Genomic DNA, 24661 nt, shown 5'->3' with positions numbered 1-24661 from the left:
CGGTGTGTCGATACCCAATCAAATTCGCCGGAATTGGCGAGTTAAATGTTGGTCTCGACTGGCGCGAAATAGTACACTCCGCTCGTTGCCGTTGACAACCAAAAACGGATTATTAAGGAACCGAAACATCCTTTGTATTCAGTACCTTAGAGCCGCATCCAGCAACGATCTTCGATTATTAAGAAACCGAAACATTCTTCCGATTTGCTTTATTAAGGAATCGAAACAATTCAGCGGTTTCCTTTAGCTGAACGGGCGCAGCGGCAGTCAAACAAAGAGAATTAAGTAATTCAGAAATCAGGCATGAAGATGATGAAATTCGATGCCGCTTGGGAGCAAGCGGCGAGGCAGCCGGGCTGCGGCCGCCTTCTGAAGCGGTCTCTGAAGCACCATCTCGCGGGGGCGCTCAAGCTGATGCTGGTGAGCGTGAGCGTGGTCGCGCTGGCAGCCTGCTCCACCGGCGCAAGCGTGCTGGCCGGTGCGGCCAACGGCGCGCTGGAAGCGATGGGGCTCAAATCGTCGAACGTGCCCGATGCACAGAAGCCGCCGCGCGAAGTGCCGCTCAAGATGACGGCGGGCAACAACCTGAACGCCGCCAACGACCGTCGCCCGGTGGCGGTGGTGGTGCGGCTGTATTCATTGAAGGACCCGACCAGCTTCCTGCAGGCGCCGTATGACACCTTCATCGACCCGGCGCGCGAGAAGCAGACGCTGGGCGCCGACCTCGTCAACGTGCGCGAGATGACGCTGATCCCGGGCCAGCGTTATGACTTCACCGAGAAGGTCTCGCGCGAAGCCACCACGCTGGGCGTCGTGGCGCTGTTCCGCAGCCCCGCGTCGCAGCGCTGGAAGTTTGCCTTCAACACCGAGAAGAACGAGAAGTCGGGCATCGTGATCGGGCTGCACGCCTGCGCCATGACGGTGACATCCGGCACGCTGACCACGCCGGCTGGCGCCACGCCACTGACCGATCTCAACCTGCTTTCCCCCGCGGTTTGCGGTAGCTGAACAACAAGGGCCAACGTGAGTTACTCCGCAAAGATTCTCTGGGGCGAAGGGCTGTTCCTGCGCCCGCAGCATTTCCAGCGTCAGGATGCGTATCACGAGTCGCGCCTGCATGCGACTGCGCAAGTCATCCAGCCGTATGCGTGGGGCATCCGCCATGCGCGCTTCGATACCGATGCGCTGGCCAGCGGCGTGCTGCGCGTGATCGAGCTGTCGCTGTTCTTTCCCGACGGCGAGCTGTACTTCGCGCCGCAGGCCGATGCGCTGCCCCCTCCGCTGGTGCTCGACGCCATCCCTGCCGGCGTATCGGAGCTGACCTTCCATATCGCGCTGTATCCGCTGCAAGACAATGGCGGCAACTACCGCGAACAGATCGAAGGCGCATCGGTATCGCGCTTTGTCGGCACGGAAGAGGAAACGGCAGACCTGTATACAGAGGCCGAGCCCGCCGCCATCACGTACCTGAAGAAGTCGGTCAAGCTGATTGCCGAGACGGAACCGCGCGAGCAGTTCATCTCGCTGCCCGTGGTGCGTGTGCGGCGCACCGGCACCGGCGGTTTTGAGCTGGACGAAAACTTTGTCGCGCCCAGCATGGCAATCAACGCCTCGGCCGTGCTGTATCAGCGCCTGCGCCGACTGCTGGACGCGCTGCAAGCCAAGGTCAACGCGCTGTACGGTTTCCACCGCGAGCCGACCAAGAACATCATCGAATTCCGCTCCGGCGACATTGCGTCGTTCTGGCTGCTGCATACGGCCAATGCGGCGTTTGCGGCGCTGTCGCATCTGTATCACCACCCAGACCTGCACCCGGAGCGCCTGTTCCAGGAAATGCTGCGCCTGGCCGGCGCGCTCATGACGTTCACCAAGAGCTACACGCTGGCCGACCTCCCCGCCTACGATCACGACAACCCAGGCCCGGTGTTTGCCAAACTCGACACGATCGTGCGCGAGCTGCTCGATACCGTCATCTCCACGCGCTACTTTGCGATTGCGCTGGAAGAGACGCGCCCGTCGTTCCACCTCGGCCGCATCGACTCCGGCAAGATCGACGACCAGACCAGCTTCTACCTGTCGGTGTCGGCAGACATGCCCGCCGCCGAGCTGGTGGAAGCCATTCCGGCCCGCTTCAAGGTCGGCGCCCCCGACGACGTCGAAAAGCTCGTGCTGTCGTCCATGCCGGGCGTGCCGCTCACCTATACGCCGCAGGTGCCGCCCGCCATTCCGGTGCGCCCGGGCGCGTGCTACTTCGCGGTGGAAGCGCGCGGCATGCTGTACGAGCGCATGCTGCAGGCGCAGACCCTCACCATCTATGCCCCGGCCGGCATCCGGGAACTCAAACTTGAACTGATCGCGGTGACTTCATGAGCGCTACCTCCACCCCTTCGCTGTTTGGCGGTTCGGCACCGGCAACCGCTGCGGCGGATGCACGTGAATCCAACACGCACGCCCGCACGCTGCTCGACTTGCTGTACGACGGTTTCTTCATGCTGTTCCAGTTGCGCAATGCCCAGCAGCCGACCAGCGCAGAAGATTTCCTCTCGCGCGTGCGCGCCTTTCTCGACGATTTCGACCGCGGCGCCAAGCGCCTGAACGTATCCGCCGAAGACGTGTTCGACGCCAAGTACGCCTTCTGCGCCGCGGTGGACGAAACCATCCTGTCGTCCAACTTTGCGATCCGCCCGGCCTGGGAGCGCCGCCCGCTGCAGCTCGTCCTGTTTGGCGAACAGCTCGCCGGCGAGACCTTCTTCGTCAAGCTCGAAGAACTGCGTGCGCACGGTGCACCGCGCCTGCAGGCGCTGGAGGTCTTCCACATGTGCCTGCTGCTGGGCTTTCGCGGCAAGTACATCCTCGAAGGGCCCGAGAAGCTGGCTTACCTGACCGCACGCCTGGGCGACGAGATTTCCGCCATCAAAGGTAAGCGCGCCGCGTTTGCACCGCACTGGCCGCTGCCCGACAAGGTCGCGCACATGCTCAAGCGCGAAACGCCGCTGTGGATTTTCGGCGCCGTGTTTGCGTTGATCGGGCTGCTGGGCTTCCTCGGGCTGTCGCACACGCTGAACGCCAAGACCAATGAAACGCTGGAAGGCTATTCGCAGGTCATCAAGCTCGGGCCGCGCTTCTCGCACCTGACGATTTCGCTGCCGTGATGGCCACGATGGGCCGCGCGCCCATCCTTCTGCTGAACCGCAACATGAACCCCAGCGCGACGCTGTTCCGATGAAGCCTTTGTCCAACCTGCCGGCCGCCGTGCCACAAGCCGTCCTGGGCGCGCTGCTCGGGCAGCAGACCCGCCAGATCACGCTGGAGACGGCGCTTGCTTCCGACAACCTCGTCGTGGAGCGCTTTACCGCCACCGAAGCGGTGTCGGCCTCGTTCGTCCTGCATATCGATTGCCTGAGCCCGTCGGCGCATCTGGACACGGCCAAGCTGGCCTCGCAGGAAGTCACGCTGCGCCTAGTGCAAGCCGACGGCAAGCGACGCGCGTGGCACGGTTACGTGGCCGATTGCGCGTCGCTTGGCGGCGACGGCGGCCTCGCACGCTACCGGCTGCGCGTCGTGCCCTGGCTTGACCGCCTGCGCACACGCAGCGACTGCTTCGTCTACCAGGACAAGACCGCGGTCGAGATCATCGAAGACGTCTTCAGCGAATACCCCAGCGCGCATTACAAGATTGCGACAACGCAGCCGTGCGCCAAACGATCGATCTGCTGCCAATACCGCGAAACCGACTACGCGTTCGTGATGCGCCTGCTGGCCGAGGAAGGCCTGTCGTTCCGCATCGAGCACGAGCAAAGCGACGACAAGCAACAACAAGGCAGCACGCAGTCGCGTCACACCGTCGTCATCTTCGACAACGATGCGCAACGTCCGGCTTGCCCGCAGCCGCAGATCCGCTTCCATCGCGTTGACGCCACGGAAAGCGAAGACGCGATCGAGCGTTTCTCGCACGCGCACAGCGTGGGCACCAATGCAGTGACGCTCGCCTCGTGGGACTACAAGGCATTGGCAGCGACCAGCGCCCAAGCCAGCGCCAGCGACCCCGGCGGTGAGCTGCCTACGCTGGAACGCTTTGAAGCCTCGGGCTCGTATCAATATTCGAATGCGCAAGAGGCCAGCCGCGCCGCGCAACTGCGCATGCAGGCACACGAAGGCGCGTACCTGCGCTACGAAGGCCAAGGCAGCGTGCGCCAATTGGGCGCCGGCCAGCGCTTCACGCTCACGCAGCATTTCGACAGCAAGCACAGCGAGTTCGTCACGCTGCAGGTGGAACACGAAGCCGCCAACAACCTCGGCGCCGACATCGCACGGTTGCTCTCCACCACCGAGATCGAATCGGGCAGCTACCGCAATCGTTTCGTCGCCGTGCCGGCCGAGGCGCCCATCGTGCCGCCCTACCGCCGTCGACCGACCGCGCCTGAAGGCCAGGCTGCCGTGGTCATTGCCGACGACGGCGCGCCGCTCACAACCGACCGCGACCATCGCGTGCGCGTGCGTTTCCCATGGCTGCGCGCGCCGGAGGTCAATGCGTTTTCCGATCCGTCCAACAGCGACCGGTCGCAAGTCACCGCCTGGGTGCGCGTGGCCAGCGCCAGCGCGGGCCCGAACTGGGGCGGCAATCACCTGCCGCGCGCCGGCACGCAGGTCCTGCTGACGTTTATCGACGGCGACATCGACCGGCCGATGATCGCCATGCAGCTGCACAACACGCAGGACGCCCTGCCCTGGGCCCCTGCCGATGCGCCGCTCGGGCAAGCCCTGTCCGGCTGGCATTCACAAGGTCTTGGCGGTGACGGCTACAACCAGTGGGTCGTCGACGATCATCCCGGCCAGTTGCGCACGCGCCTGGCCAGCTCGACCGCCAACAGCCAGCTCAACCTCGGCTATGTCACCTCGCACGGCGCCACGGGAGGAGACCGCGGCACGTGGCGCGGGACCGGCGCCGAACTGCGCACCGATGCCTGGGCGGTGGTCCGCGCTGGCGGAGGCCTGCTGCTCTCGACCACCGCGCGTGCGCAAGCCGTCGGCACGCTGCTCGACGCCCATGAAGCGCGCGGGCAGCTCACCGCCGCGCAGAAGACGGCACAGCGCTTGTCGGATGCCGCCGCGAGCCAGCAAGCGCTGCCCTTGGCGGCCAACGAAGCGTTCGAGCCGATCGACAAGGCGCTCGACCCTGCGCAGGACGGCAAGTACCCCAGCAACGTCAACGGCCAGGATTCACAGCAGCCCGTCGATAAATTCGGCCAGCCGCTGCTGGTGACCGAATCGCCCTCCAGCATCGCGCTCGCTTCGCAGGCCACGACCACTGTCTACGCGGGGCGGCACTTGCACGGCACCGCGCAGGCCGACTGGCACCTCGCCGCTGGCAATGTCATCGCCGCCGCGGCTGCAAAGGGCGTGAGCCTGTTCGCGCAACGCAACGGCATCCGCGCGATTGCCGAAGGTGGGCCCGTGTCGATCCAGGCGCATACCGATGCGTTGGCGGTGCTGGCCGACAAGGCCGTTACCGTTACCTCGTCGGCCGATTCGGTCGAGATCCTCGCGCAGCAGAACATCGTGCTGCATGGCGGGGATTCGTTGATCAGACTGGAAGGAAATGCAGTGACGTTTGAGACGTCGGGGCTGCTGTCGGTGAAGGGGGCTGGGCATCCGTTTGAGGGGCCGGGGGGGCAGGCGGCGGCGTTGCCGGCGTTGCCGGTGGGAACGGCCACACTGTCCAATGCAATCGAACTGAACTACCAGTACGACGATCTGGAGCCTGTGCAAGGCGCTCCATACAAGATTGTGTTCAGCGACAACACCGTACGTGAGGGCAAACTCGATAAGCAAGGTTTCGCCCGCGAAGAGGGCACCCCGAACCTCCCCTATTACGTAGAATTTGGCGAGGATGAACGGCCGTGGAAAGCACCGCCCCTAGAGTCGTCAGACGAATACAAGAAGGTGCAGCCTGAAGCTCAGCGACAAATTGAGATGGAGAGACAAGCGCGCATTGCTGCCGGTGATACGCGAGCAGCAGAGGATGTCCAACAATGAGCCTGATCGACGACATCACCAAGTTCTGTCAGGACCTGATACTGGGTGATTTTGAAGAAGAACCCAGCAACGCCGCGATGATAGTCGGCGGGGTGATTTCCCTGATCCCGGTCGCCCAGCAGGTTCTGAACGTGCGCGACATCTCGGGGATGATCTATCGCATCTCGCGCAAGGGCGCCAAAAACTGCGGCAAAGACGATTGGGTTGACTTGGCCCTGGCGGCATTCGGGTGCATTCCTGAGCTTGGCAGCCTCTTCAAGACGATCGTCAAACCGCTATGGAAAGGGCGCAAGCTGTTGAAGGGCGCCCTGCGCGGCGAGGCGTTCGTCAGCGGAATGCTCGGGAAGGCCAAAGGCAAAGCCATCACCTTTATCCGGACGCTGGACTGGGCGGGCAACGCGCAAATTGCTATCCAGCAGATGGACAACGCTCTGACCGGCTGCGACCAATTGCTGGGGGAGCTGGAGCAGTCTCACTGGTGGCTGCCAAATTCCGTGCAAGGACTCGCACATGACTTGCGCCCGGGCTTGAAATCGATCCGGGGACCGTTGCATACAGGCATTCAACAAGGCATTCAGGCACTGCAGGAATTCGTCACCGACCTGATCGGCGAAGACGGCTACCGCGTCGCCCAAATGGCGATGGCCGCGGCGACAGCCACTTCCGGCAGCAGAACTGCAGGCGCACACGGCGGCCACGAACCAAGCCGCCCCAGTCGGTCGGCCGAATCGAGTCACCCATCTGCAAGGGAGCAAACACCTGCCAGCCGGAAGACGCCGCCGGCCGAGAAGCAGAAGGCCAAGCACAAGGACGAGCAGGACACCAAGCGCCAGCAGGTTGAACCGGGTGGCGGGCCGCAGACTACCGCCAGTCGGGTGACACGCGCGTCTTGGAAGGCGATCGGCAATCGGTACAAGGGGCTCATTGGCGAGCATATGGCCCATTACCATCACATGGCTCTGCACGCTCCCAACGCATGGCCACATGGGCACGTCGAAGGAAAACACGCCGGGGCCGTGTGGAAAGGCAACAAGAGGTTGGTGACAGAGCAAAACAAGCATGCCACGCCAACCGAATTGGTCCCAGAGCACCTTGTGCGCATCAATCAAAATGGTGTGGATGGAGTTTGGTCGCTCGGCGAGAAAGTCTTCCACTTTGTTGAGGCGAAGGCGTCCGAGTCTGCTGGAGCCCTATTTGGCATGGCGGCAGATAGCTGGCGGGAGCGGGCCGACGGCAAGCAGTCGTCCAAGCTTCAGCCGCCGCCAAACCTGACAGAACGCCAGTACGCGCTGTGGTGTATGTTGTCGCAGCCGAAGAAAGGGCTGCAAATGTCGGCGGCGTGGCTGGAAGCCAGTGTTGCCAGCACCATGCTAGACGGCAACGAGCGCAATCGCTTCGTCTATGTCGTGTTCGTGATACCCAGTACTAGTACGCCGAAAGGCTACACACCAAAGGCAGGGGGCACGTTAAAGAAGACTGTCGCCCCCGGGGCCTTGGAGCACGTGGCCGTCAGCGCAAAAGTGGGGACAATAGCGCTCACAGGCGGTGACTACTACGATCTGAGCCTGCACGATGAGCATCGGCCAAGTCACGGCCTATCTGATCAATTCTCTTATGACGAGATTGATAACATCGCTGAGCTGTATATACGTCAGAAACAACTGCATGCCGCCAGTTCTCGACCCAAACCTACTCAGCCTCCAAAGCCCCGAACTAAACGCAACCCGTAACTGCTGACGTATATCAATGGCAAAACAGAACACTCCTTCCCTTCTTCCTAATGACGGGGATGACCTCCACGCAAAGCGACGTCAGCAGTTCCTATACGGAGCCTTGTACAAGAATGTCCGCGCGGAGTTGGAGGAGAGCATTAAGGTACGTAGCCACAGCGTACGCCATCGAGATCTCGACCCTTACTACCGCGTCACAGCCCAGCAGGGGGTCTACTCAAACACGTTCTGGCTATGGATGACGGAATACACAGCAGGCGAAGATCTTGACACGCTGGCGCAGAACTTCTCCACGGTCGTGGATGAATTCGTTCACTGGAATGAGTTGAATGTTCCTTTTCGCCTTTACCTCAAAGAGAAGTACAAGGAGGAGGGAGACACTGATCTGAGAGTCTGCGCAGTCGACTTCAACAACCAGATCGAATACGAGAACGCGCTGCAGCTGATCAGCATTGCCATCATGATCCGCGATGGTCGGTCCATTAAACGGATCATTGCCGCCATGTACAGCAACCGCTATCTGGATGCGCTATACGAGCAGCTCATCCTCGATTACGTCAACGACCCTCAGGAGGACATGGAAGAAGTCCTATTTGATAAGCCTTATGCAACGCTGATTGAGGCCTACTTCCAGGAAAGCCACGAGGCCGCGATTCCACACGTCCAGTCCTACCTGAAACAATGGTATCGATATCAAGACGGCGCCCGCTGGTACGACGCGCACAAGAAGATCCAGGAGGACACGGCGTTCTACTACGGCTATTGGGCTTTCGAGGCCGGCGCTACTTGCTTCCTACTGGGACTCGACGACAGCACCATCGACCACATGGTCTATCCAAAAGACCTCGTCGCCTATGGCAGGAAGCTGCGCGAAGAAGATCGCGTCACCAGCGATTTCGACACACCGCTAGGCCTCGATGGCTACCCTCTTAGCCGTCTGCGATGCGAAGCTGGTGAGCCTTGTCCGCAAGCAGGTTGGTGGTTAACCCCGGCAAAGGCCAATAGCCGCCGGTATTTCAAGGCGGGCGAAGTCATGCCCTCGTTTGAGGGGAGCAGCTATGGCGCAACGATCTGGCAGTGGGATATCGACCAATCTGGCCAGCAGTCTTGATTCTGCACGTCGAATATGGCCAATCACTAGACGCTCCAGCACCACCAACAAAACACCATGGGCATACTGAAAAAACTATTCGGCCGAAACACCAAAGTCCAAGTCTCCAACCCGCCCCCACCGCCGAAAGACGACGACACCTCGCCCGACATCGCCCCCGAACTCGCCGCAGCCTTGGAGGCCTACCAACAAGGCCAGTACGAAGCGGCCATCACCGCAGCGGCACCCCACGCGAATCGCCACGCCGACGCCAACCGCCTATGCGCGCTCGCCTATTCGGACATGCGCCGCTATCCCGAGGCCTTTCCTTACTGGCTTGCGTTGTTCGAACAGGAACCCAGCGCGCACAACGCGCTGCAGCTGGCGACGACGTCGGTCATGTGCGGCGAACTGAAGCGCGGCGAAGCGTGGTTGATGAAGTTCGACGAGATCAACGAGCAGACGCACGAGATGTCGAGCGTCACGGCTCGCACGCAGTTCATCTCGTCGCTCACGCAGAGCGGGCACATGGCCGAGGCATTGCCGTATCTGGATTGGCTGCGCGATGTCTACGCGCACGTTCGCATCACCGATTCGCACTTCCTGTACATGCGCGGCATCCCGTTTTTCACGAGCTTTCTGGAAAACAGCCTGCCGATTCTCAAGGCCACCCTGCCGCCCGAAGCGGTCGCTCAGTGGTATGGCGTGTTGTCGGGGCAGTTGGATGAGGAAGGCGAGGCGCAGCTCGGGGCGTGGCTGCAATCGTTGAACGTCGCCGCAGAAAGTTGAGCTGCGCCGGCAGTTGATAGCCGACTTGGCTTCTCGGAAAGCGCCAGTCGGCCAAGGTCTTCAGGTCTGCCGCAAGACGCAATGAATCGGTCGCGCCGCACGCCTCAGGAGTGGCAGACACCCGCCTGTCACTCCCCACCTCCCGGCGCCAACACCTCACGCTGCCCATTCCGCCCCATCGGCGACACCAGCCCCGCCGCTTCCATCTGTTCGATGAGCCGCGCGGCACGGTTGTAGCCGATGCGCAGTTGCCGCTGCACAGAGGAAATCGACGCGCGGCGCGTGTTGAGCACAAACGCCGCGGCCTCGTCGTAGAGCGGATCGGCTTCTGCATCGCCGCTCTCGCCACCGAACAAATCGCCGCTCGCCGCAGCTTCACCCGGATCACCGGCGAGGATGGCTTCGTCGTATTCGGGCTCGCCAAACTGCTTCCAGTGTTCGACCACGCGGTGCACTTCCTCATCGGCGACGAACGCGCCGTGCACACGCTGCGGATACCCAGTGCCCGGCGGCAGGAACAGCATGTCGCCCTGGCCGAGCAGCGATTCGGCGCCCATCTGATCGAGAATCGTGCGCGAGTCGATCTTGGAGGACACCTGGAACGCCACGCGCGTGGGAATGTTCGCCTTGATCAGGCCGGTGATGACGTCCACGGATGGCCGCTGCGTCGCCAAAATCAAATGGATGCCGGCGGCACGGGCCTTTTGTGCGAGGCGCGCGATCAGCTCTTCGATCTTCTTGCCGGCCACCATCATCAGGTCGGCCAGTTCGTCGATGATGACCACGATCATCGGCAGCGTCGAGAGGGGCTCGGGCGCATCGGGCGTCAGCGAGAACGGATTCGGCACCTTGCGGCCGGCCTGTTCTGCCGCGCGGATCTTCTGGTTGTAGCCGGCCAGGTTGCGCACGCCCAGCGCCGACATCAGCCGATAGCGCTTTTCCATCTCGCCCACGCACCAGTTCAGCGCGTGCGCGGCCTGCTTCATGTCGGTCACCACGGGCGCGAGCAGATGCGGAATGCCCTCGTACACCGAGAGTTCCAGCATCTTCGGGTCGATCATGATCATGCGCACGTCGTCGGGCGTGGCCTTGTACAGCATCGACAGGATCATCGCGTTGACGGCAACCGACTTGCCGGAGCCCGTCGTGCCGGCCACCAGCAGGTGCGGGGCGCGTGCGAGATCCGTCACCACCGGGTTGCCGGTGATGTCTTTGCCCATGGCCAGCACGAGGTGCGACGCGTGCGACTGGAAATCCGCCGCGTTCACGACCTCCGACAGGCGGATCATTTCGCGGCGGGCGTTGGGCAGCTCCAGGCCCATGCAGGTCTTGCCGGGGATGGTTTCGACGACGCGGATGGACGTCACGCCCAGCGCGCGCGCCAGGTCTTTCATCAGCCCGACGACCTGCGCGCCGCGCACGCCAATCGCCGGGTCGACCTCGAACCGCGTGATGACTGGCCCGGCCGACGCGCCAACGACCGTGACTGGCACCTTGAACTCGGCCAGGCGCTGGGCGATCAGGTTGCTCGTCTCTTCCAGATGCTCGGCGGAGACGGCTTCCGCGCTGGGGGTTGCAGCGGTCAGCAATGCGGCGCCCGGCAGGCGATAGTCGACGATGCGCGGTACGGCAGGTGCCGCAGCCGGCACGGGTGCGGGCGCCGGCACGGACGCTGCGGCAACGGCCGGCGCCGCGCGTGACACCACCTCCCCCACCACGGCCGGCAAGACGATGCGCGGCTTGGCCGCAGGCATGGCAGGCGCGACTTCCGGCTGCGCGGCCGGCTCGATCGACGGCGCAACGGGCGGTGCTTCCGCCTCGGGCAGTACTTCGACAATCGGGGCGGCTTCGGCTTCCGCTTCCCCGCTCGGCTCGGCAACCTCCTGCGCGGGCGTCGGCGTTGCGGCGGGCGCCATCAGGCCGCGCAGTTCGGCCAGAAGCGCCTCGGCTTCTTGGCGTACGGCGTCGAGGTCGACCGTTGCCGTTTCTGCGGCGGCGGCTTTCGCCTCCACCAACTCCGGCACCGTCGTTTCCGGCAGGACAACCGGCTCAGCAGCGGGCATGGCCTGCGGCGGGGCCGCCGAGGCTGGCGCTGGCGCCTGCGTTTGCAAACCAAGTTGCGGCTGATGGAACGGGCTGCTGACGATGGTGGCACGCGGTTTTGGGCGTGCCGCAGGCGTCTGCGGTGGAGTGGGCGGAGCTGCGGGCGGCGTCTTCACAGTGGCCGGCGCTTCTGTCGGTGCGCCCTTCTTTGCGTCAAGCAGTGGCCAGATCTCGCCCGGTTGCGGCGGCGAGGGGCGCGTGCGCGGGGGTGGCTGCCATGCGGGCTGGCGGCGAGCAGACACGGCTTCGATACCACGGCTACGCACCGTCGGTTGTGCAGCGCCGGCGTGACCGCTCCAGCGCGTCTCCCCTGCCCCGCCGAGGCCGAGCGCAGTCTGCTTCAAGCCGTCGTCAACGGGTTCGTCGTGGCGGGTGTCCGGGTCGGAAGATGCTTCGGCGTCAGCGGCGCGACGGCGGTTGAACACCTGGCCCCACGATCGTCCGAAGACCATGGGGGCGACCCAGATCAGCACGCCGAGCATCAGGAGGAATGCGCCCGTCCAGCCCAGCATGTGAGAGAACAGCGACGACAATGCGCGCCCGGCAGCACCGCCCGCCTTGTCCTGCGGGTCGGCGCCAGAAGTCAGGGCTTCAAGCGCGGCGCTGGCGCTCAGCGCGACGAGCGTCACCAGCCAGAGCCGCACGGTGCCCCGGCCTTTGAGGAAGTCCCGCTCCCCCGCCAGCGCGCGCGTCACATACCGCCACACCAGCGGCAGCAGCCACACGGTGGAAATGCCAAACCAGCCAAGCACCATTTCAAACGCCATCTACAAATGCCAGGCCGCGATTGTAGCGGGGCGCGCCACCGCCATGAGAATCGCCCGGCCGAAAAACACGCGGCCGGGCGTTCTGGCAACACGTTTCAGCGCAATGTGCCCGAGGCAGTGGCGCGTGCGCTGCTGGCGCTGCTGGCGCTGCGCGACGCCTCGATCAGCAGGATGATCATCAGGATGGTGCCGGCCAGCGCAAACACGGCATAGCCGATGTTGCTGCCTTCAATAGCGAACAGCGACGGCGAATAGCTCTGCCCCGTGCAGATCATCGTGCCGGCCGTCATGCCCGTGTAGTGCATGCCGCAGACGGCCACGCCCATGATGAGCGCCGCGCCGAACTGCTGGCCGCGTGTCTTGACGGTTGTGGCAAGCCACAGCGCAACCATCGACACCACCACCGCAATCAACGCCGAGACGCCGATGATGGAGATGTCCCAGTCGAAGTTGCTGTTGGTGTGCACGGCGGCCATGCCGGTGTAATGCATCACCGCCACGCCCAGGCCGGTCAGCACGCCGCCCTCGGCAATGTTGCGCAGGCGGTGGCCCGTGGTGCGCGACGCAATGACAAGGCCGCCCGCGGCAAAGACCATCACCACCAGCAGCGACACCATGGTCATGAAGAGATCGAACTCGATCCGGACGGGCGTCCGGTAGGCCGCCATGCCGATGAAGTGCATCGACCAGACCGCCCCGCCGCCAAGCGCCACGCTGGCGCAGATCAGCCGGTCCATGTCGAGGGTGCCGTTCTTGTTGCGCACGCGTCTTGACCATCGCAAGCCCACATACGCTCCCGCCACCGAGATGAGATACGACAGCCCCACCAGCAGCCAGTCGTATGCATAGGGCACGATCGCGCCCGGCACCGCAGAAAAGCCGTAGAACATGAACACCCTCCCGTTGTAATACCAAAAGACCGCCGGATTGCCGGGCGGTATCGGCCGGCCGCCCTTTGCTCTGGCCGGCCACGTTTTCGTTATCGTCTGTCTGGCAATGGAACGGCCTCGAGCGGGCCTTTGGGACGCAAGTATGGCGACGCGTAATTGCCCAGCCAATCACCTGCTTTAGGTAACTTCGGGTCGACTTTGGCCGCAGGCCCCCCGCTTGCTTGCGCTATGGGAAATGCGTTTCTCAGGAGGCCCCATGTCGCTCATCGTCGCAGCCCGTTTCGACACGTTTGAACGCGCCGAAGACGCCGCGCGTGCGCTGTTTGCCCAGCGCTTTTCCGAGGACGATGTGAACGTCTTCTTCGTCAACCCGTCCGGCCAGCACGCAGCGTTTCCGATCGGCGGCGACCGCAATGCCGACCCTGGCGCCGTCCGCGCACATGCGGGCGCCGGCAAGGGGATGGCGATCGGCGCGGCGATCGGCGCCGTTGCCGGTGTGGTGGTGCTGATTGCGCTGCACGTGGCCGTGCTGTTTTCGGTGGTGGCGGCCGGGGTGGGCGCCTATATCGGCTCGCTGGCGGGTGCCATGGTCGCCACCCGCGATGCGCCCCAGCCTGCACAACCGCCCGATGCCACGCTGCGCACACGCCATTCCGGCGTGCTGCTGGCGGTGCGTGTGACGCCCGACCGGGAAGCCGAAGTCGCGCGCATCCTGGCCGGTGCCGGCGGCATGGACGTCGAAGAAGCCGCGGGCCGCTGGCGCAACGGCGAGTGGGTCGACTTCGACCCGCTCAGCCCGGCCAAGCTCAATCCGAAGGTTGCCCAGCAGGCTGCCTGATCCACGTCTGCAAACGCAGAATCAAGTCGCCGTGCTCGGCGCCGTTCCACCGGGCTGCATCGGCACGGGGCGCGCCTGCTTGTCGTTGAGCATCGTCCACACGAGGATGGCCGCCACGATATCGAACACCGCCAGCGCCACGAACAGCGGGTTGTAGCCGATGGTCGTGGCCAGCGTGCCCACGGCCAGCGAGAAGAGCATGCCGCCCATATAGCCCGACATGCCCGCCAGTCCGACCGCTGTGCCGACTTCGTGCTTGCCGAACATGTCGGACGTGAGCGTGTACAGCGCGCCGGAGAGCGTCTGATGCGCGAAGCCGCCCACGCAGAACAGCGCAATCGCCGTGTAGGGACTCGTCGCCAGACCGATACAGGCCGGGCCGATCATGCACAGGCAGCCCGTCACCATCACAAGCTTGCGCGATGTCACCAGCGACACCGAGAAGCGCTTCTGGAACCACGGCGCGAGATAGCCGCCAAGCACGCATCCGACGTCCGCCGCCAGGAACGGCAGCCAGGCAAACAGCGCGATCTCCTTCAGGTTCATATGGCGCTCGGTGGCCATGTAGAGCGGAATCCAATAGTTGAACGTCTGCCACGCCGGCTCCGAGAGAAAGCGCGGGATGGCGATGCCCCAGAAGCGGCGGCCGCTGACGATCTTGCCCCACGACGGCTTGGGCGCATCCGCGTTGTCATCCGGCGTTTCCTGGCCTGCACGGATGTAGTCGCGCTCCTCTGCCGACAAGCGATGGTGCTTGGCCGGCACGCGATACAGCAGGAACCAGAGCACGCTCCACACCAGTCCCATCCCGCCGATCACGGCAAAGGCAAAACGCCAGTTGCCGTGCAGGATGCACCAGACCACCAGCGGCGGCGCCACCACCGCGCCCACGGACGAGCCGATGTTGAACCAGCCCGTGGCGATCGATCGCTCCTTGGCGGGGAACCACTCTGCCGTTGCCCGCAGCGCCGACGGGAAGCCTGCCGCCTCCGTCATCCCCAGCATGGCGCGGAACGCCGCCAGCGACAGCCAACCACCCGCCGTGCTGTGCAGCAGACAGACCACCGACCACGCCGCCGCAAACAGCGCAAAACCCAGCTTGGTGCCCAGCACGTCGAGCACATAGCCCGCCACCGGCTGCATCACCATGTAGGCCGCCTGGAATGCCGCGACGATGTAGCCGTACTGCTGTGTGCTGATGTTCAGCACCTTGTTCACTTCAGGCGCCGCCACCGCCAGCGCATTGCGCGCCAGGTAGTTCATGATCAGGCCGCTGAGGACGAGGCCGATGATCCACCAGCGCAAGCCTTTGATGGGTTTCATGTGTTGTCTCCTAAAGCCCCCGGTTGTTTTTGTGGGCGGGGCGTACTCGGTTTCAGAGGTGCAGGACGGGTTCCGGTAATCCAGTCACGCCCGGGCGCACTGCAAACGTGGCGCCCGAGAGCGGGTCGTCGCCGATGCGGATCGACGTCACGAACAGGGTGTCCAGCCCGGGGCCGCCGAATGCACACATGGCCGGTTTGGACGTAGGAATGGCGATGCTTCGATCAAGGCGGCCGGCCGGCGTGAAGCGGTGCACGAATCCCGCATCGTTGCCGCAAATCCAGTAGCAGCCGTCGGCGTCCACGGCGGCGCCATCGGGGCGACCGGGGTGCGCGTTCATGTCGATGAAGACGCGGCGGTTGTGCGGCGTGCCGGTGTCGACGTCGTAATCGAAAGCCCAGACCGTCTGGCGGCTCGCGTGCGAATCCGACAGATACATCGTCTTGCCATCGGGGCTGAACGCCAGGCCGTTCGGGACGATCAGGTCATCGATGACGGCATCGACGCGCCCAGTGCGCGCGGCATCTGCATCAAACCGATACAGCTTGCCGAGCGGCAGACCTAGCGAAGTGTCCAGCACCATCGTGCCGGCCCAAAACCGGCCTTGGCGATCGCAGCGACCGTCGTTGAAACGCATGTCGGGGCGAGCATGCGCCACCGTGGCGAGGCGCTGCAGGGGCCCAAGCGCGATGCCGGCGCTGGGCGGTGGCGCGAGAAAGATGCCCGTTTCCATCGCCATCGCCCAACCGTTGGGCGCCATGGCAATACAGCCGGCCATCTCGGGCAGCGGCCAGCTGTTGGTCTGGCCCGAGAAGAAATTCCAGCACCACAGCTTGCGGTCAGGGATGTCCGTCCAGTACAGCGCCTGCTCACCGGCGTGCCAGACGGGGCTTTCGCCGACACCGCATTGCATGCTGCCAATCCGCTCGACAAGCGGTTCTACGTTGAATGCCATTGCTTCAGTCTCCGAACGGGCCGGCTTTGACGAACGCGCCGCCCTGGTACAGCGCCGCCGGGTCATCGGCAGGCAGCGGCGGTTGCGCTTCGACCTGCGCGCGGAAGATCTCGCTCGTCTGCGTAGGCTGGTAGCCGAGGTGCGCGGCGTGGCGGTTGTCCCACCAATGGTCGCGGTTGTTCGACATGCCGTAGACGACCGTAAAACCCACGCTTGGCACGAACAACGCGCGGCGGATGAGTTGCTCCAGGTCGTCGTAGCCGAGCCAGGTGACAAGCATGCGGCGATCCTTGGCTTCGGCAAACGAAGAGCCGATGCGGATGGCGACCGTCTCGATGCCGTAGCGATCGAAATAGAAGCTGGCGAGCTGTTCGCCGAATACCTTGCTGAGCCCGTAGTAGCCATCGGGCTTGGTGGGCACGGTGCTGTCGATCACCTCGCCCTGCTTGTAGAAACCGATGGTGTGGTTCGAGCTGGCGAAGACGATGCGCCGCACGCCATGACGACGCGCGGCTTCGTACAGGTTGTAGGTGCCTGCGATATTGGCCGGCAGGATCTCTTCAAAAGGCCGCTCGATCGACACGCCGCCCAAATGCACGATGGCATCGGTGCCGGCGACGAGCGCATCGACGGCTTTCGCGTCAGCCAGGTTGCACGGCACGATCTCCTCGCCGGTGCGTGCTTCGCCCAGATTTGATATATCAGACAAGCGCAAAGAATCGGCGTACTTGGGCAGGCGCTCGCGCAGCACCTTGCCGAGGTTGCCGGCGGCGCCAGTCAGCAGCAGGCGGTGGCAGCGTGTTGTCACGCCGTCGAGCGGATCGTTTTGAAGGTTCATTTCAGTGGTCATATCAGGTCACCGGGGCGGGGTTGAACAGGGCCAGCGCGTTATGCAAACCGAGCTTGTCGGCGCAGACTTGTTTGCGGCCGCTCGCCACGTCAAGAATCAGGTGGAACAGTTCCCAGCCGATGTCGGCAATGGTCGCTTCGCCGGTGGCGATGCGGCCCGCGTCTAGGTCGATCAGGTCATGCCAGCGCTCGGACAGCGCCTTGCGCGTCGACACCTTGATGACCGGCGCCATGGCTAGGCCATACGGCGTACCGCGGCCGGTCGTGAACACCTGCAGGTTCATGCCGGAGGCCAGCTGCAACGTGCCGCACACGAAATCGCTGGCGGGCGTCGCTGCAAAGATTAGGCCCTTGCGACGCACTTTCTCACCGGGGCCGAGCACATCGACGATGGGCGTACTGCCCGACTTCACGATCGAACCCAGCGCTTTTTCCACCACGTTGGAGAGCCCGCCCTTCTTGTTGCCCGGCGAGGGGTTGGCGCTGCGGTCGGTCTGGCCGCCGCTGAGGTAGTTGTCGTACCACGCCATCTCGCGCAGCAGCGCGCGGCCGACGTCTTCATCGATGGCGCGCGGCGTGAGCAGATGGATGGCGTCGCGCACCTCGGTCACTTCCGAGAACATCACGGTGCCGCCTGCACGGACGATCAGGTCCGCCGCAAAGCCGACCGCCGGATTGGCCGTCACGCCCGAGAACGCGTCGCTGCCGCCGCACTGCACCCCGACCACGAGGTCGGATGCCGGGCAGGTTTCGCGCTGGCGCTTGTTGAGATGCTCCAGGCGGCGCTCGGCCATCTCCATGATGGCGTCGGTCATGCCGATGAAGCCGTCGAAGGCTTCGTCCTGCAGACGCAGCACCGGCGAATCTGCGGTCCCGGCCACTTCGATCGGAATGCGCCCGCCCGGCGCAAGCTTTTCCGGCACAAGGCGTTCCGGGACGAGCTTTTCGCAGCCCAGGCCGATCACCATGATCTCGCCGCCAAAGTTCGGATTCAGCGCTAGGTTCTGCAGCGTGCGGATCGGCACGATGGCGGCCGGCGCGTTGATGGCGACACCGCAGCCGTACACATGGTTGAGCGCGACCACATCGTCGACGTTGGGGAAGCGCGGCAACAGCTCGCGCTTGATGCGGCCGACCACGTAATCCGTCACGCCCGCCACGCACTGCACGCTGGTCATGATGCCGAGCACGTTCTTCGTGCCCACCGTGCCGTCTGCGTTGCGATAGCCCTCGAAGGTGTAGCCCTCCAGTTTGGCGAGCTTCGGATCGGGGCGCGTGGCCAGCGGCAATTCATCCAGCGCGGGCGCAGACGGCAGCTTCACGGCATGCTCGTTGACCCAGCTACCGCGCGACAGCGGCTTCACGGCATAACCGATCACCTCGTTGTAGCGAATGATCGCGTCACCTTCGGCCAAGTCGACCAGCGCCACCTTGTGGCCTTGCGGCACGCCTTCGACGAGCACCGTGCCATCGGCCAGCGCCGAGCCGGCGGGCAAGCCGCGTGCGTTGACGACGATGGCGACGTTGTCACCGTCGTGCACGCGGATCGTCAGCGCCTTTTCAGTTGCGTTGCCGGCCTCAGGGGCCAGCGTCGGTTCAGACATCACAGACTCCGTGATTGATTCAAACTCAAACGGGCTTCTTTTCAACGCCCCAGGCTCGGGCGCTTCGGGTCATACGTCCAGCCCGGCACGAGGTACTGCATGGCCATGGCGTCATCACGCGCGCCAGGGCCCAGGGTCTTGTACAGCGCATGGGCGGCCATGACGCGCTCCATGTCGATTTCGATGCCGAGGCCCGGGCGCTCCGGCACGGCCACGTGGCCGCCCTGGATGCGCAACGGCTCGCGCGTCAGGCGCTCCTCGGCTTCCTGCCAGATCCAGTGCGTATCGATGGCCGTGATGTTGCCGGGCGCGGCCGCGGCCACATGCGTGAACATCGCCAGCGACACATCGAAGTGGTTGTTGGAATGCGAGCCCCACGTCAGGCCCCACTCGTCGCACAACTGCGCCACGCGCACGGAGCCTTGCATGGTCCAGAAATGCGGATCGGCCAGCGGAATATCGACCGCGTGCAGCTGCACGGCGTGGCCCATCTGCCGCCAGTCGGTCGCGATCATGTTGGTGGCCGTCGGGATGCCGGTGGCGCGCTTGAACTCGGCCATCACCTCGCGGCCCGAATAGCCGGCTTCGGGGCCGCACGGGTCTTCGGCATAGGCCAGCAGATGCCCTTGGCCCTTGCACAGCGCAATCGCCTCGTTGAGCGACCACGCGCCGTTCGGGTCCAGCGTGACGCGGGCGTGCGGAAAGCGCGCCTTGATGGCAGCAATCGCTTCCATCTCTTCAGCGCCGGGCATCACGCCGCCCTTGAGCTTGAAATCGGCAAAACCGTAGCGCTCGGTGGCAGCTTCTGCCAGGCGGGCGATGGCAGCGGACGTCATGGCAGCTTCGTGGCGCAGGCGCAGCCAGTCGTCGGTGCCGTTCGCGCCATCCAGATACGGCAGATCGGTCTTGCGGCGGTCGCCCACGTAGAACAGATAGGCGAGCATCGGGGCGCTATCGCGCTGCTGGCCGGCACCGAGCAGCTCTGCCACCGGCACCTCCAGAAACTGGCCAAGCAGATCGAGCAGCGCCGCTTCCACCGCCGTGATGACATTGTCCATGCGCAGGTTGATCTCGTGCGGCTGGCGCAGCACGGCGGCTTCCGAAGCAGAGGTCACCTGGTGCACGGTCGCCTGATGCGCGGCATTGCCGCCACCGGCCAGCGCGCGGCGAATGCTGTTCAACACGCCGTTGGTACGACCGATCGATTGACCGACCACCAGCGGAATCACGCGCTCCAGCGCTTGGCGGATGCCCTCCCCGCCCGGCACCTCGCCCACGCCGGTGCGCCCGGCGTTGTCCTTCAGGATCACGAGATTGCGTGTAAAGAACGGAGCATGCGCGCCGCACAGGTTCAGCAGCATGCTGTCGCGGCCCGCGACGGGAATCACCTGCATCTCCGTCACCCGCGGTGTGTGGGTGCGTGCGCCGGACTCGATCGATTGCAACGTCACTTACGAGGCTCCCCTGGCTTACAGCGGCTTGAGTTCCACACGCTTGATCTCGCCGACCATGAACAGGTAGCAGACGATGGCGACCAGCGCATGGATCCCGACGTACACCAGCGCACCGTTGAACGAACCCGTTGTGTTGACGATGTAACCGATCGCGATGGGCGTGGTGATGCTCGACAGGTTGCCGAAGGTGTTCATCAGCGCGCCCGACAAGCCGGCAATCTGCTTGGGCGCCGTATCCGAGTTCACCGCCCAGCCCAGCGCACCGAGGCCCTTGCCGAAGAACGACAGCGCCATCACCGCCACCACGACGGCCTGCGCATCGACGTAGTTGCAGATCACCATGGTCATGGAGAGCAGCATGCCCAGCACGATGGGCACCTTGCGCGCGACTGACAGCGAGGCACCACGCCGGAGCAGCGCATCAGAGATGATCCCGCCGAGGATGCCGCCCAGGAAGCCGCACACCGCCGGAATCGACGCAACGAAGCCCGCCTTCAGAATCGACATGCCGCGTGCCTGCACCAGGTACACCGGGAACCACGTGATGAAAAAGTAGGTGAGCGCATTGATGCAGTACTGCGCGATGTACACGCCCATCAGCATGCGGTTCTGCAGGAGCTGCTTCACGTAGCCGAGTTTCGGACCCTCGTTCTTGGCCACGCCCGCTCGGTCCATGTTGACCAGGCCACCGCCGGCTTCGATGTATTCGATTTCGGCACGGTTCACGCCCGGGTGGTCCTTCGGTTCGTGCACGAAGGCTCTCCACACGATCGCCATGGCGATGCCGATCACGCCCATCACGATAAACACGTGATGCCAGCCGAATGCGTGCACCAGCCAAGCCATCAGCGGGGCAAACACCACGGTGGCGGCATATTGCGCGGAGTTGAAGATGGCCGCCGCGGTGCCGCGCTCATTGGCCGGAAACCACGCCGCCACAATGCGGCTGTTCGCCGGGAAGGACGGCGCCTCGGCGGCGCCCACCAGGAAGCGCAGGCAGAACACCATGACGATGGCGGCGGCGCCGGTAAAGAAGCCGATCGCGCCCTGCGCCAGCGTGAAGAGCGACCACAACAGAATGCTGAACGTGTAGACGCGCTTCGAACCGAAGCGGTCGAGCAGCCAGCCGCCTGGGATCTGCGCAATCACATAAGCCCAGCCGAACGCCGAAAAAATGTAGCCCAGCGACACGGCATCGATGCCGAGTTCCTTCTGCATGGCCGACCCGGCAATGGAGATGGTGGCCCGATCAGCGTAATTGATGGTCGTCACGATAAACAGCATCGCGAGGATCATGAAACGCACACGGCTCATGCGCTCAGCGCGCGGCACGGCCTGCGCTCCCACTGCGGGGGCTTTGATGTCCATCGTCTCCTCCTTGGGCCGGCACCCGTCGTGCCAGCAGGATCAAATTGCCGGGTCCTGTGCGGCCCGGCGTGTTGTTTTTTGCTAATCGCGTGTGACGACGTCAGGCCCAGCTTCCATCCACCAGGCGGCGCAGCTTGAGCGGGTTGGCGTCTTGCAGCGCTTCGGGCAGCAGTTCGGCCGGCAGATCCTGGTAGCACACCGGGCGCAGGAAGCGCTCGATGGCTGCCGTGCCGACCGAAGTCGTGCGTGCATCCGTCGTTGCCGGCCACGGCCCGCCGTGCACCATGGCGTGGCACACCTCGACGCCGGTCGGCCAGCCGTTGGCCAGAATGCGCCCCGCCTTGCGTTCCAGAATCGGCAGCAGCGAACGTGCGATCGCCGTGTCGCCCGTGTCCAGATGCAGCGTGGCAGTCAACTGGCCTTCGAGCGATTCGGCCAGCGCGCGCAGCTCTTCTGCATCGCGGCAGCGCACGACCAGGCCGGTGGCGCCGAAGATCTCGTCGTGCAGCGTCGGCTGCGCCTGGAAGCTCTTGGCATCGGTCACGTAGAAGCCGGCTTGCCCGCGGTTGGGCTGGTCGCTGCCTTGCCCGCGCGCGACGCAGCGCACGTTTGCCTCGGCGGCCAGCTTGTCGACGCCGCGCGTGTAGGCGCTGTGGATACCGGCGGTGAGCATCGGTTGTGCAGCCACATCGCCCATGGCGGCAGCGGCAGCCGCTTCAAAGACATCCAGTTCCGGCCCATCGATGGCGAGCAGCAGACCCGGGTTCGTACAGAACTGGCCTGCACCCATCGTCAGCGACGCCACGTACTGCTGACCCAGCGCAGCACCACGCTTGGCCAGTGCATCGGGCAGCAGGAACACGGGGTTGATGGCGCTCAGCTCGCCATACACGGGAATCGGCTGCGGGCGTGCCTGCGCAATGCGCAGCAGCGCCAGACCGCCAGCTCGCGAACCGGTAAAGCCGACGGCCTGGATACGCGGATCCGCCACCAGTGCGCCCGCCACATCGTTGTCGGCCACGATGAGCGAGAACACGCCTTCCGGCAGCCCACACTGCGCAACCGCGGCTTGAATGGCACGGCCCACCAGTTCGGACGTACCCGGGTGCGCCGGATGCGCCTTCACGACCACCGGGCAACCGGCTGCCAGCGCCGATGCGGTATCGCCACCCGCCACCGAGAACGCCAGCGGGAAGTTGCTCGCACCGAACACGGCCACCGGGCCGAGCGCAATGCGGCGCATGCGCAGGTCCGAGCGCGGCAACGGCTTGCGTTCCGGCAAGGCCGAATCAAGCCGCGCGCCCACGGCATCGCCGGCACGCACCACGCTTGCAAACAGGCGCAGCTGGTTGCACGTGCGGCCACGCTCGCCTTCCAGGCGCGGACGCGGCAAGGCCGACTCGGCCATCGCGCGTTCGATCAGCGCATCGCCCAGCGCTTCGATCTGGCTGGCGATGGCTTCCAGGAAGGCAGCGCGGGTTTCCGGCGCGGTCTCGCGGTAAACGTCAAAAGCCGCGGCGGCCAGTTCAGCGGCACGCGCGGCCTCGGCCTTGGAGGCCAGGGTGAATTCAGGTTCGAGCCATTCCCCGGTGGCGGGGTTCATGGCGCGAACCTTGCCGGCACCACCCGCTACGCGGGCGGCACCCAACAACAGTTCGCCGCTCAATTGCATAAGGATTCCTTGTGTTTTCGGTTGCGCTCAGGCCGCCAGCTTTTCCACTTCGGCAATGCGCGACACCAACGTCGACAGTTCTGCAATCTCGGCGTCGGTCAGGTCGGTCAACGGAGCACGGACCGGACCTGCGTCACGGCCGATGACCTTCATACCGGCCTTGACGATCGACACCGCATAACCACGCTTGCGATTGCGCAGCTGGATGTACGGCAGCACGAACTCGTTGAGCATCTTGTAGACCTTGGCATTGTCGAACGCGCGCACGGCGGCGTAGAACTCTAGCGCGAACTTCGGCACGAAGTTGAAGATGGCCGACGAATACGTCGTCACGCCCATCGTCAGGTACGGCAGTGCAAAGGTCTCGGCCGTCGGCAGGCCACCGACGTAGGTGAAGCGGTCGCCCAGGCGGGCGTAAATGCGGGTCATCAGTTCCAGGTCGCCCACGCCATCCTTGAAGCCGACGAGGTTCGGGCAGCGGTCGGCCAGGCGCTCGAGGTGGTTCTCGTCGAGGACCTGGTTGGCGCGGTTGTAGACGATCACGCCCAGCTTGGTGGATTTGCAGACCTGCTCCACGTGGGCGGCCACGCCGTCCGCCGACGCTTCGGTCAGGTACGGCGGCAGCAGCAGGATGCCGTCTGCGCCGGCAGCTTCAGCGGCCTTGCAGTATTCGACCGATTCGGCCGTACCGCGGCCCGCCGGGGCGATCACCGGAATCTTGCCGCCGGTTTCCGCCACGGCCGCGCGCACCACGCGATCGGTCTCGGCTGCCGTGAGCGAGAAGAACTCACCCGTGCCGCCCGCTGCAAACAGGCCAGCGGCATCGTGGCTGAACAGCCAGATCAGGTTGGCGCGATACGCTGCCTCGTCGAACGACAGGTCCGACGCCTTGAAATGCGTGATCGGGAAGGACAGCAGACCGGAGCCGATCTGTTGGGCAAATTCTTTAGGGCTGTATCGGGACATGTCTCGCTCGTGATGAATGCGTGTTGTTGGTGAGCGAATTCTTGCACCGGGATCGATTCAAGTCCAAGCCAACTACTAACTCGATCAATACAGAACTTGTATTGATACAGGGTCTTCCCTAGGTCGACGATGCCGATGCTGCGGGCGCACGTGACGGTGCGTCCGCGCCTGCTTAGCGCCGTGTCACCCGGTACCTTCGGCCTGCACGTAAACGGCATACGGAAGTG

General features: G+C 64.3%; 18 protein-coding genes. 8 read left to right on the top strand and 10 right to left on the bottom strand.

The window, feature by feature from the left end; all coding sequences use genetic code 11:
- The first annotated feature begins 414 nt into the window (after nucleotides 1-414).
- The 7 genes from tssJ (at nucleotide 415) to R2676_RS23860 (ending at nucleotide 9645) form a co-directional block, all read left to right on the top strand.
- Nucleotides 415-1008, top strand: coding sequence for a type VI secretion system lipoprotein TssJ (tssJ, locus tag R2676_RS23890; RefSeq protein WP_231479625.1), 594 nt, complete (start codon nucleotides 415-417; stop codon nucleotides 1006-1008).
- Nucleotides 1009-1023: 15 nt separating this feature from the next.
- The gene (gene tssK, locus R2676_RS23885) at nucleotides 1024-2370 is read left to right on the top strand and encodes a type VI secretion system baseplate subunit TssK (protein WP_027678923.1); all 1347 of its coding nucleotides are present in this window, start codon (nucleotides 1024-1026) and stop codon (nucleotides 2368-2370) included.
- A complete protein-coding gene (icmH, locus tag R2676_RS23880; protein WP_027678922.1) occupies nucleotides 2367-3152 on the top strand; it encodes a type IVB secretion system protein IcmH/DotU in 786 nt (261 codons plus the stop codon). The genes tssK and icmH overlap by 4 nt, the downstream gene beginning before the upstream one ends.
- A 70-nt stretch (nucleotides 3153-3222) precedes the next feature.
- Nucleotides 3223-6036, top strand: a complete 2814-nt coding sequence (locus tag R2676_RS23875) for a type VI secretion system Vgr family protein (protein ID WP_316857625.1) — start codon at nucleotides 3223-3225, stop codon at nucleotides 6034-6036.
- On the top strand, nucleotides 6033-7766 hold the full coding sequence (locus R2676_RS23870) for a hypothetical protein (protein ID WP_206274384.1): 1734 nt from the start codon (nucleotides 6033-6035) through the stop codon (nucleotides 7764-7766). Before R2676_RS23875 ends, R2676_RS23870 begins: the two co-directional genes overlap by 4 nt.
- Before the next feature lie 103 nt (nucleotides 7767-7869).
- A complete protein-coding gene (locus R2676_RS23865; RefSeq protein WP_206274383.1) occupies nucleotides 7870-8877 on the top strand; it encodes a PoNe immunity protein domain-containing protein in 1008 nt (335 codons plus the stop codon).
- Between the two features lie 57 nt (nucleotides 8878-8934).
- On the top strand, nucleotides 8935-9645 hold the full coding sequence (locus R2676_RS23860) for a hypothetical protein (RefSeq protein ID WP_206274382.1): 711 nt from the start codon (nucleotides 8935-8937) through the stop codon (nucleotides 9643-9645).
- A gap of 128 nt (nucleotides 9646-9773) precedes the next feature.
- On the opposite strand, the gene R2676_RS23855 is transcribed toward R2676_RS23860, so the two are convergent.
- Nucleotides 9774-12515 carry an FtsK/SpoIIIE family DNA translocase gene (locus R2676_RS23855; RefSeq protein ID WP_206274381.1) on the bottom strand — a complete coding sequence of 914 codons (2742 nt, stop codon included), beginning with the start codon at nucleotides 12513-12515 and terminating at the stop codon, nucleotides 9774-9776.
- A gap of 95 nt (nucleotides 12516-12610) precedes the next feature.
- The gene (locus tag R2676_RS23850; RefSeq protein ID WP_206274380.1) at nucleotides 12611-13405 is read right to left on the bottom strand and encodes an MHYT domain-containing protein; all 795 of its coding nucleotides are present in this window, start codon (nucleotides 13403-13405) and stop codon (nucleotides 12611-12613) included.
- 256 nt (nucleotides 13406-13661) lie between these two features.
- Here R2676_RS23850 and R2676_RS23845 point away from each other — a divergent pair, with 256 nt between their 5' ends.
- Nucleotides 13662-14243, top strand: coding sequence for a hypothetical protein (locus R2676_RS23845; protein WP_206274379.1), 582 nt, complete (start codon nucleotides 13662-13664; stop codon nucleotides 14241-14243).
- Nucleotides 14244-14264: 21 nt separating this feature from the next.
- Here R2676_RS23845 and R2676_RS23840 read toward each other — a convergent pair whose 3' ends face one another.
- The 8 genes from R2676_RS23840 to kdgD all read right to left on the bottom strand — a co-directional run bounded on the left by R2676_RS23840 (nucleotide 14265) and on the right by kdgD (nucleotide 24434).
- Nucleotides 14265-15566 carry an MFS transporter gene (locus R2676_RS23840; RefSeq protein WP_206274378.1) on the bottom strand — a complete coding sequence of 434 codons (1302 nt, stop codon included), beginning with the start codon at nucleotides 15564-15566 and terminating at the stop codon, nucleotides 14265-14267.
- Nucleotides 15567-15618: 52 nt separating this feature from the next.
- On the bottom strand, nucleotides 15619-16521 hold the full coding sequence (locus R2676_RS23835) for an SMP-30/gluconolactonase/LRE family protein (RefSeq protein WP_206274377.1): 903 nt from the start codon (nucleotides 16519-16521) through the stop codon (nucleotides 15619-15621).
- 4 nt (nucleotides 16522-16525) lie between these two features.
- Complete coding sequence (locus R2676_RS23830) at nucleotides 16526-17371, bottom strand: NAD-dependent epimerase/dehydratase family protein (RefSeq protein WP_206274376.1); 846 nt, start codon at nucleotides 17369-17371, stop codon at nucleotides 16526-16528.
- A gap of 1 nt (nucleotide 17372) precedes the next feature.
- Nucleotides 17373-18974: a galactarate dehydratase gene (garD, locus tag R2676_RS23825; protein WP_206274375.1), complete on the bottom strand. Its 1602-nt coding sequence runs from the start codon at nucleotides 18972-18974 to the stop codon at nucleotides 17373-17375.
- 41 nt (nucleotides 18975-19015) lie between these two features.
- Nucleotides 19016-20425, bottom strand: coding sequence for an enolase C-terminal domain-like protein (locus R2676_RS23820; RefSeq protein ID WP_206274374.1), 1410 nt, complete (start codon nucleotides 20423-20425; stop codon nucleotides 19016-19018).
- Between the two features lie 18 nt (nucleotides 20426-20443).
- Nucleotides 20444-21796 (bottom strand): MFS transporter, encoded by a 1353-nt coding sequence (locus R2676_RS23815; protein WP_316857624.1) that lies wholly within the window; start codon nucleotides 21794-21796, stop codon nucleotides 20444-20446.
- A 100-nt stretch (nucleotides 21797-21896) separates the two neighbouring features.
- Entirely contained in the window at nucleotides 21897-23468 is a 1572-nt protein-coding gene (locus R2676_RS23810) for an aldehyde dehydrogenase (NADP(+)) (RefSeq protein WP_206274373.1), read from the bottom strand.
- A 27-nt stretch (nucleotides 23469-23495) separates the two neighbouring features.
- Entirely contained in the window at nucleotides 23496-24434 is a 939-nt protein-coding gene (gene kdgD / locus R2676_RS23805) for a 5-dehydro-4-deoxyglucarate dehydratase (RefSeq protein ID WP_206274372.1), read from the bottom strand.
- Nucleotides 24435-24661: the final 227 nt, after the last annotated feature.

Origin of the sequence: Ralstonia flatus (assembly GCF_958439105.1) — a bacterium.
Classification (GTDB): Bacteria; Pseudomonadota; Gammaproteobacteria; order Burkholderiales; family Burkholderiaceae; genus Ralstonia; species Ralstonia flatus.
This window is presented reverse-complemented; position numbering and strand designations above follow the sequence as displayed.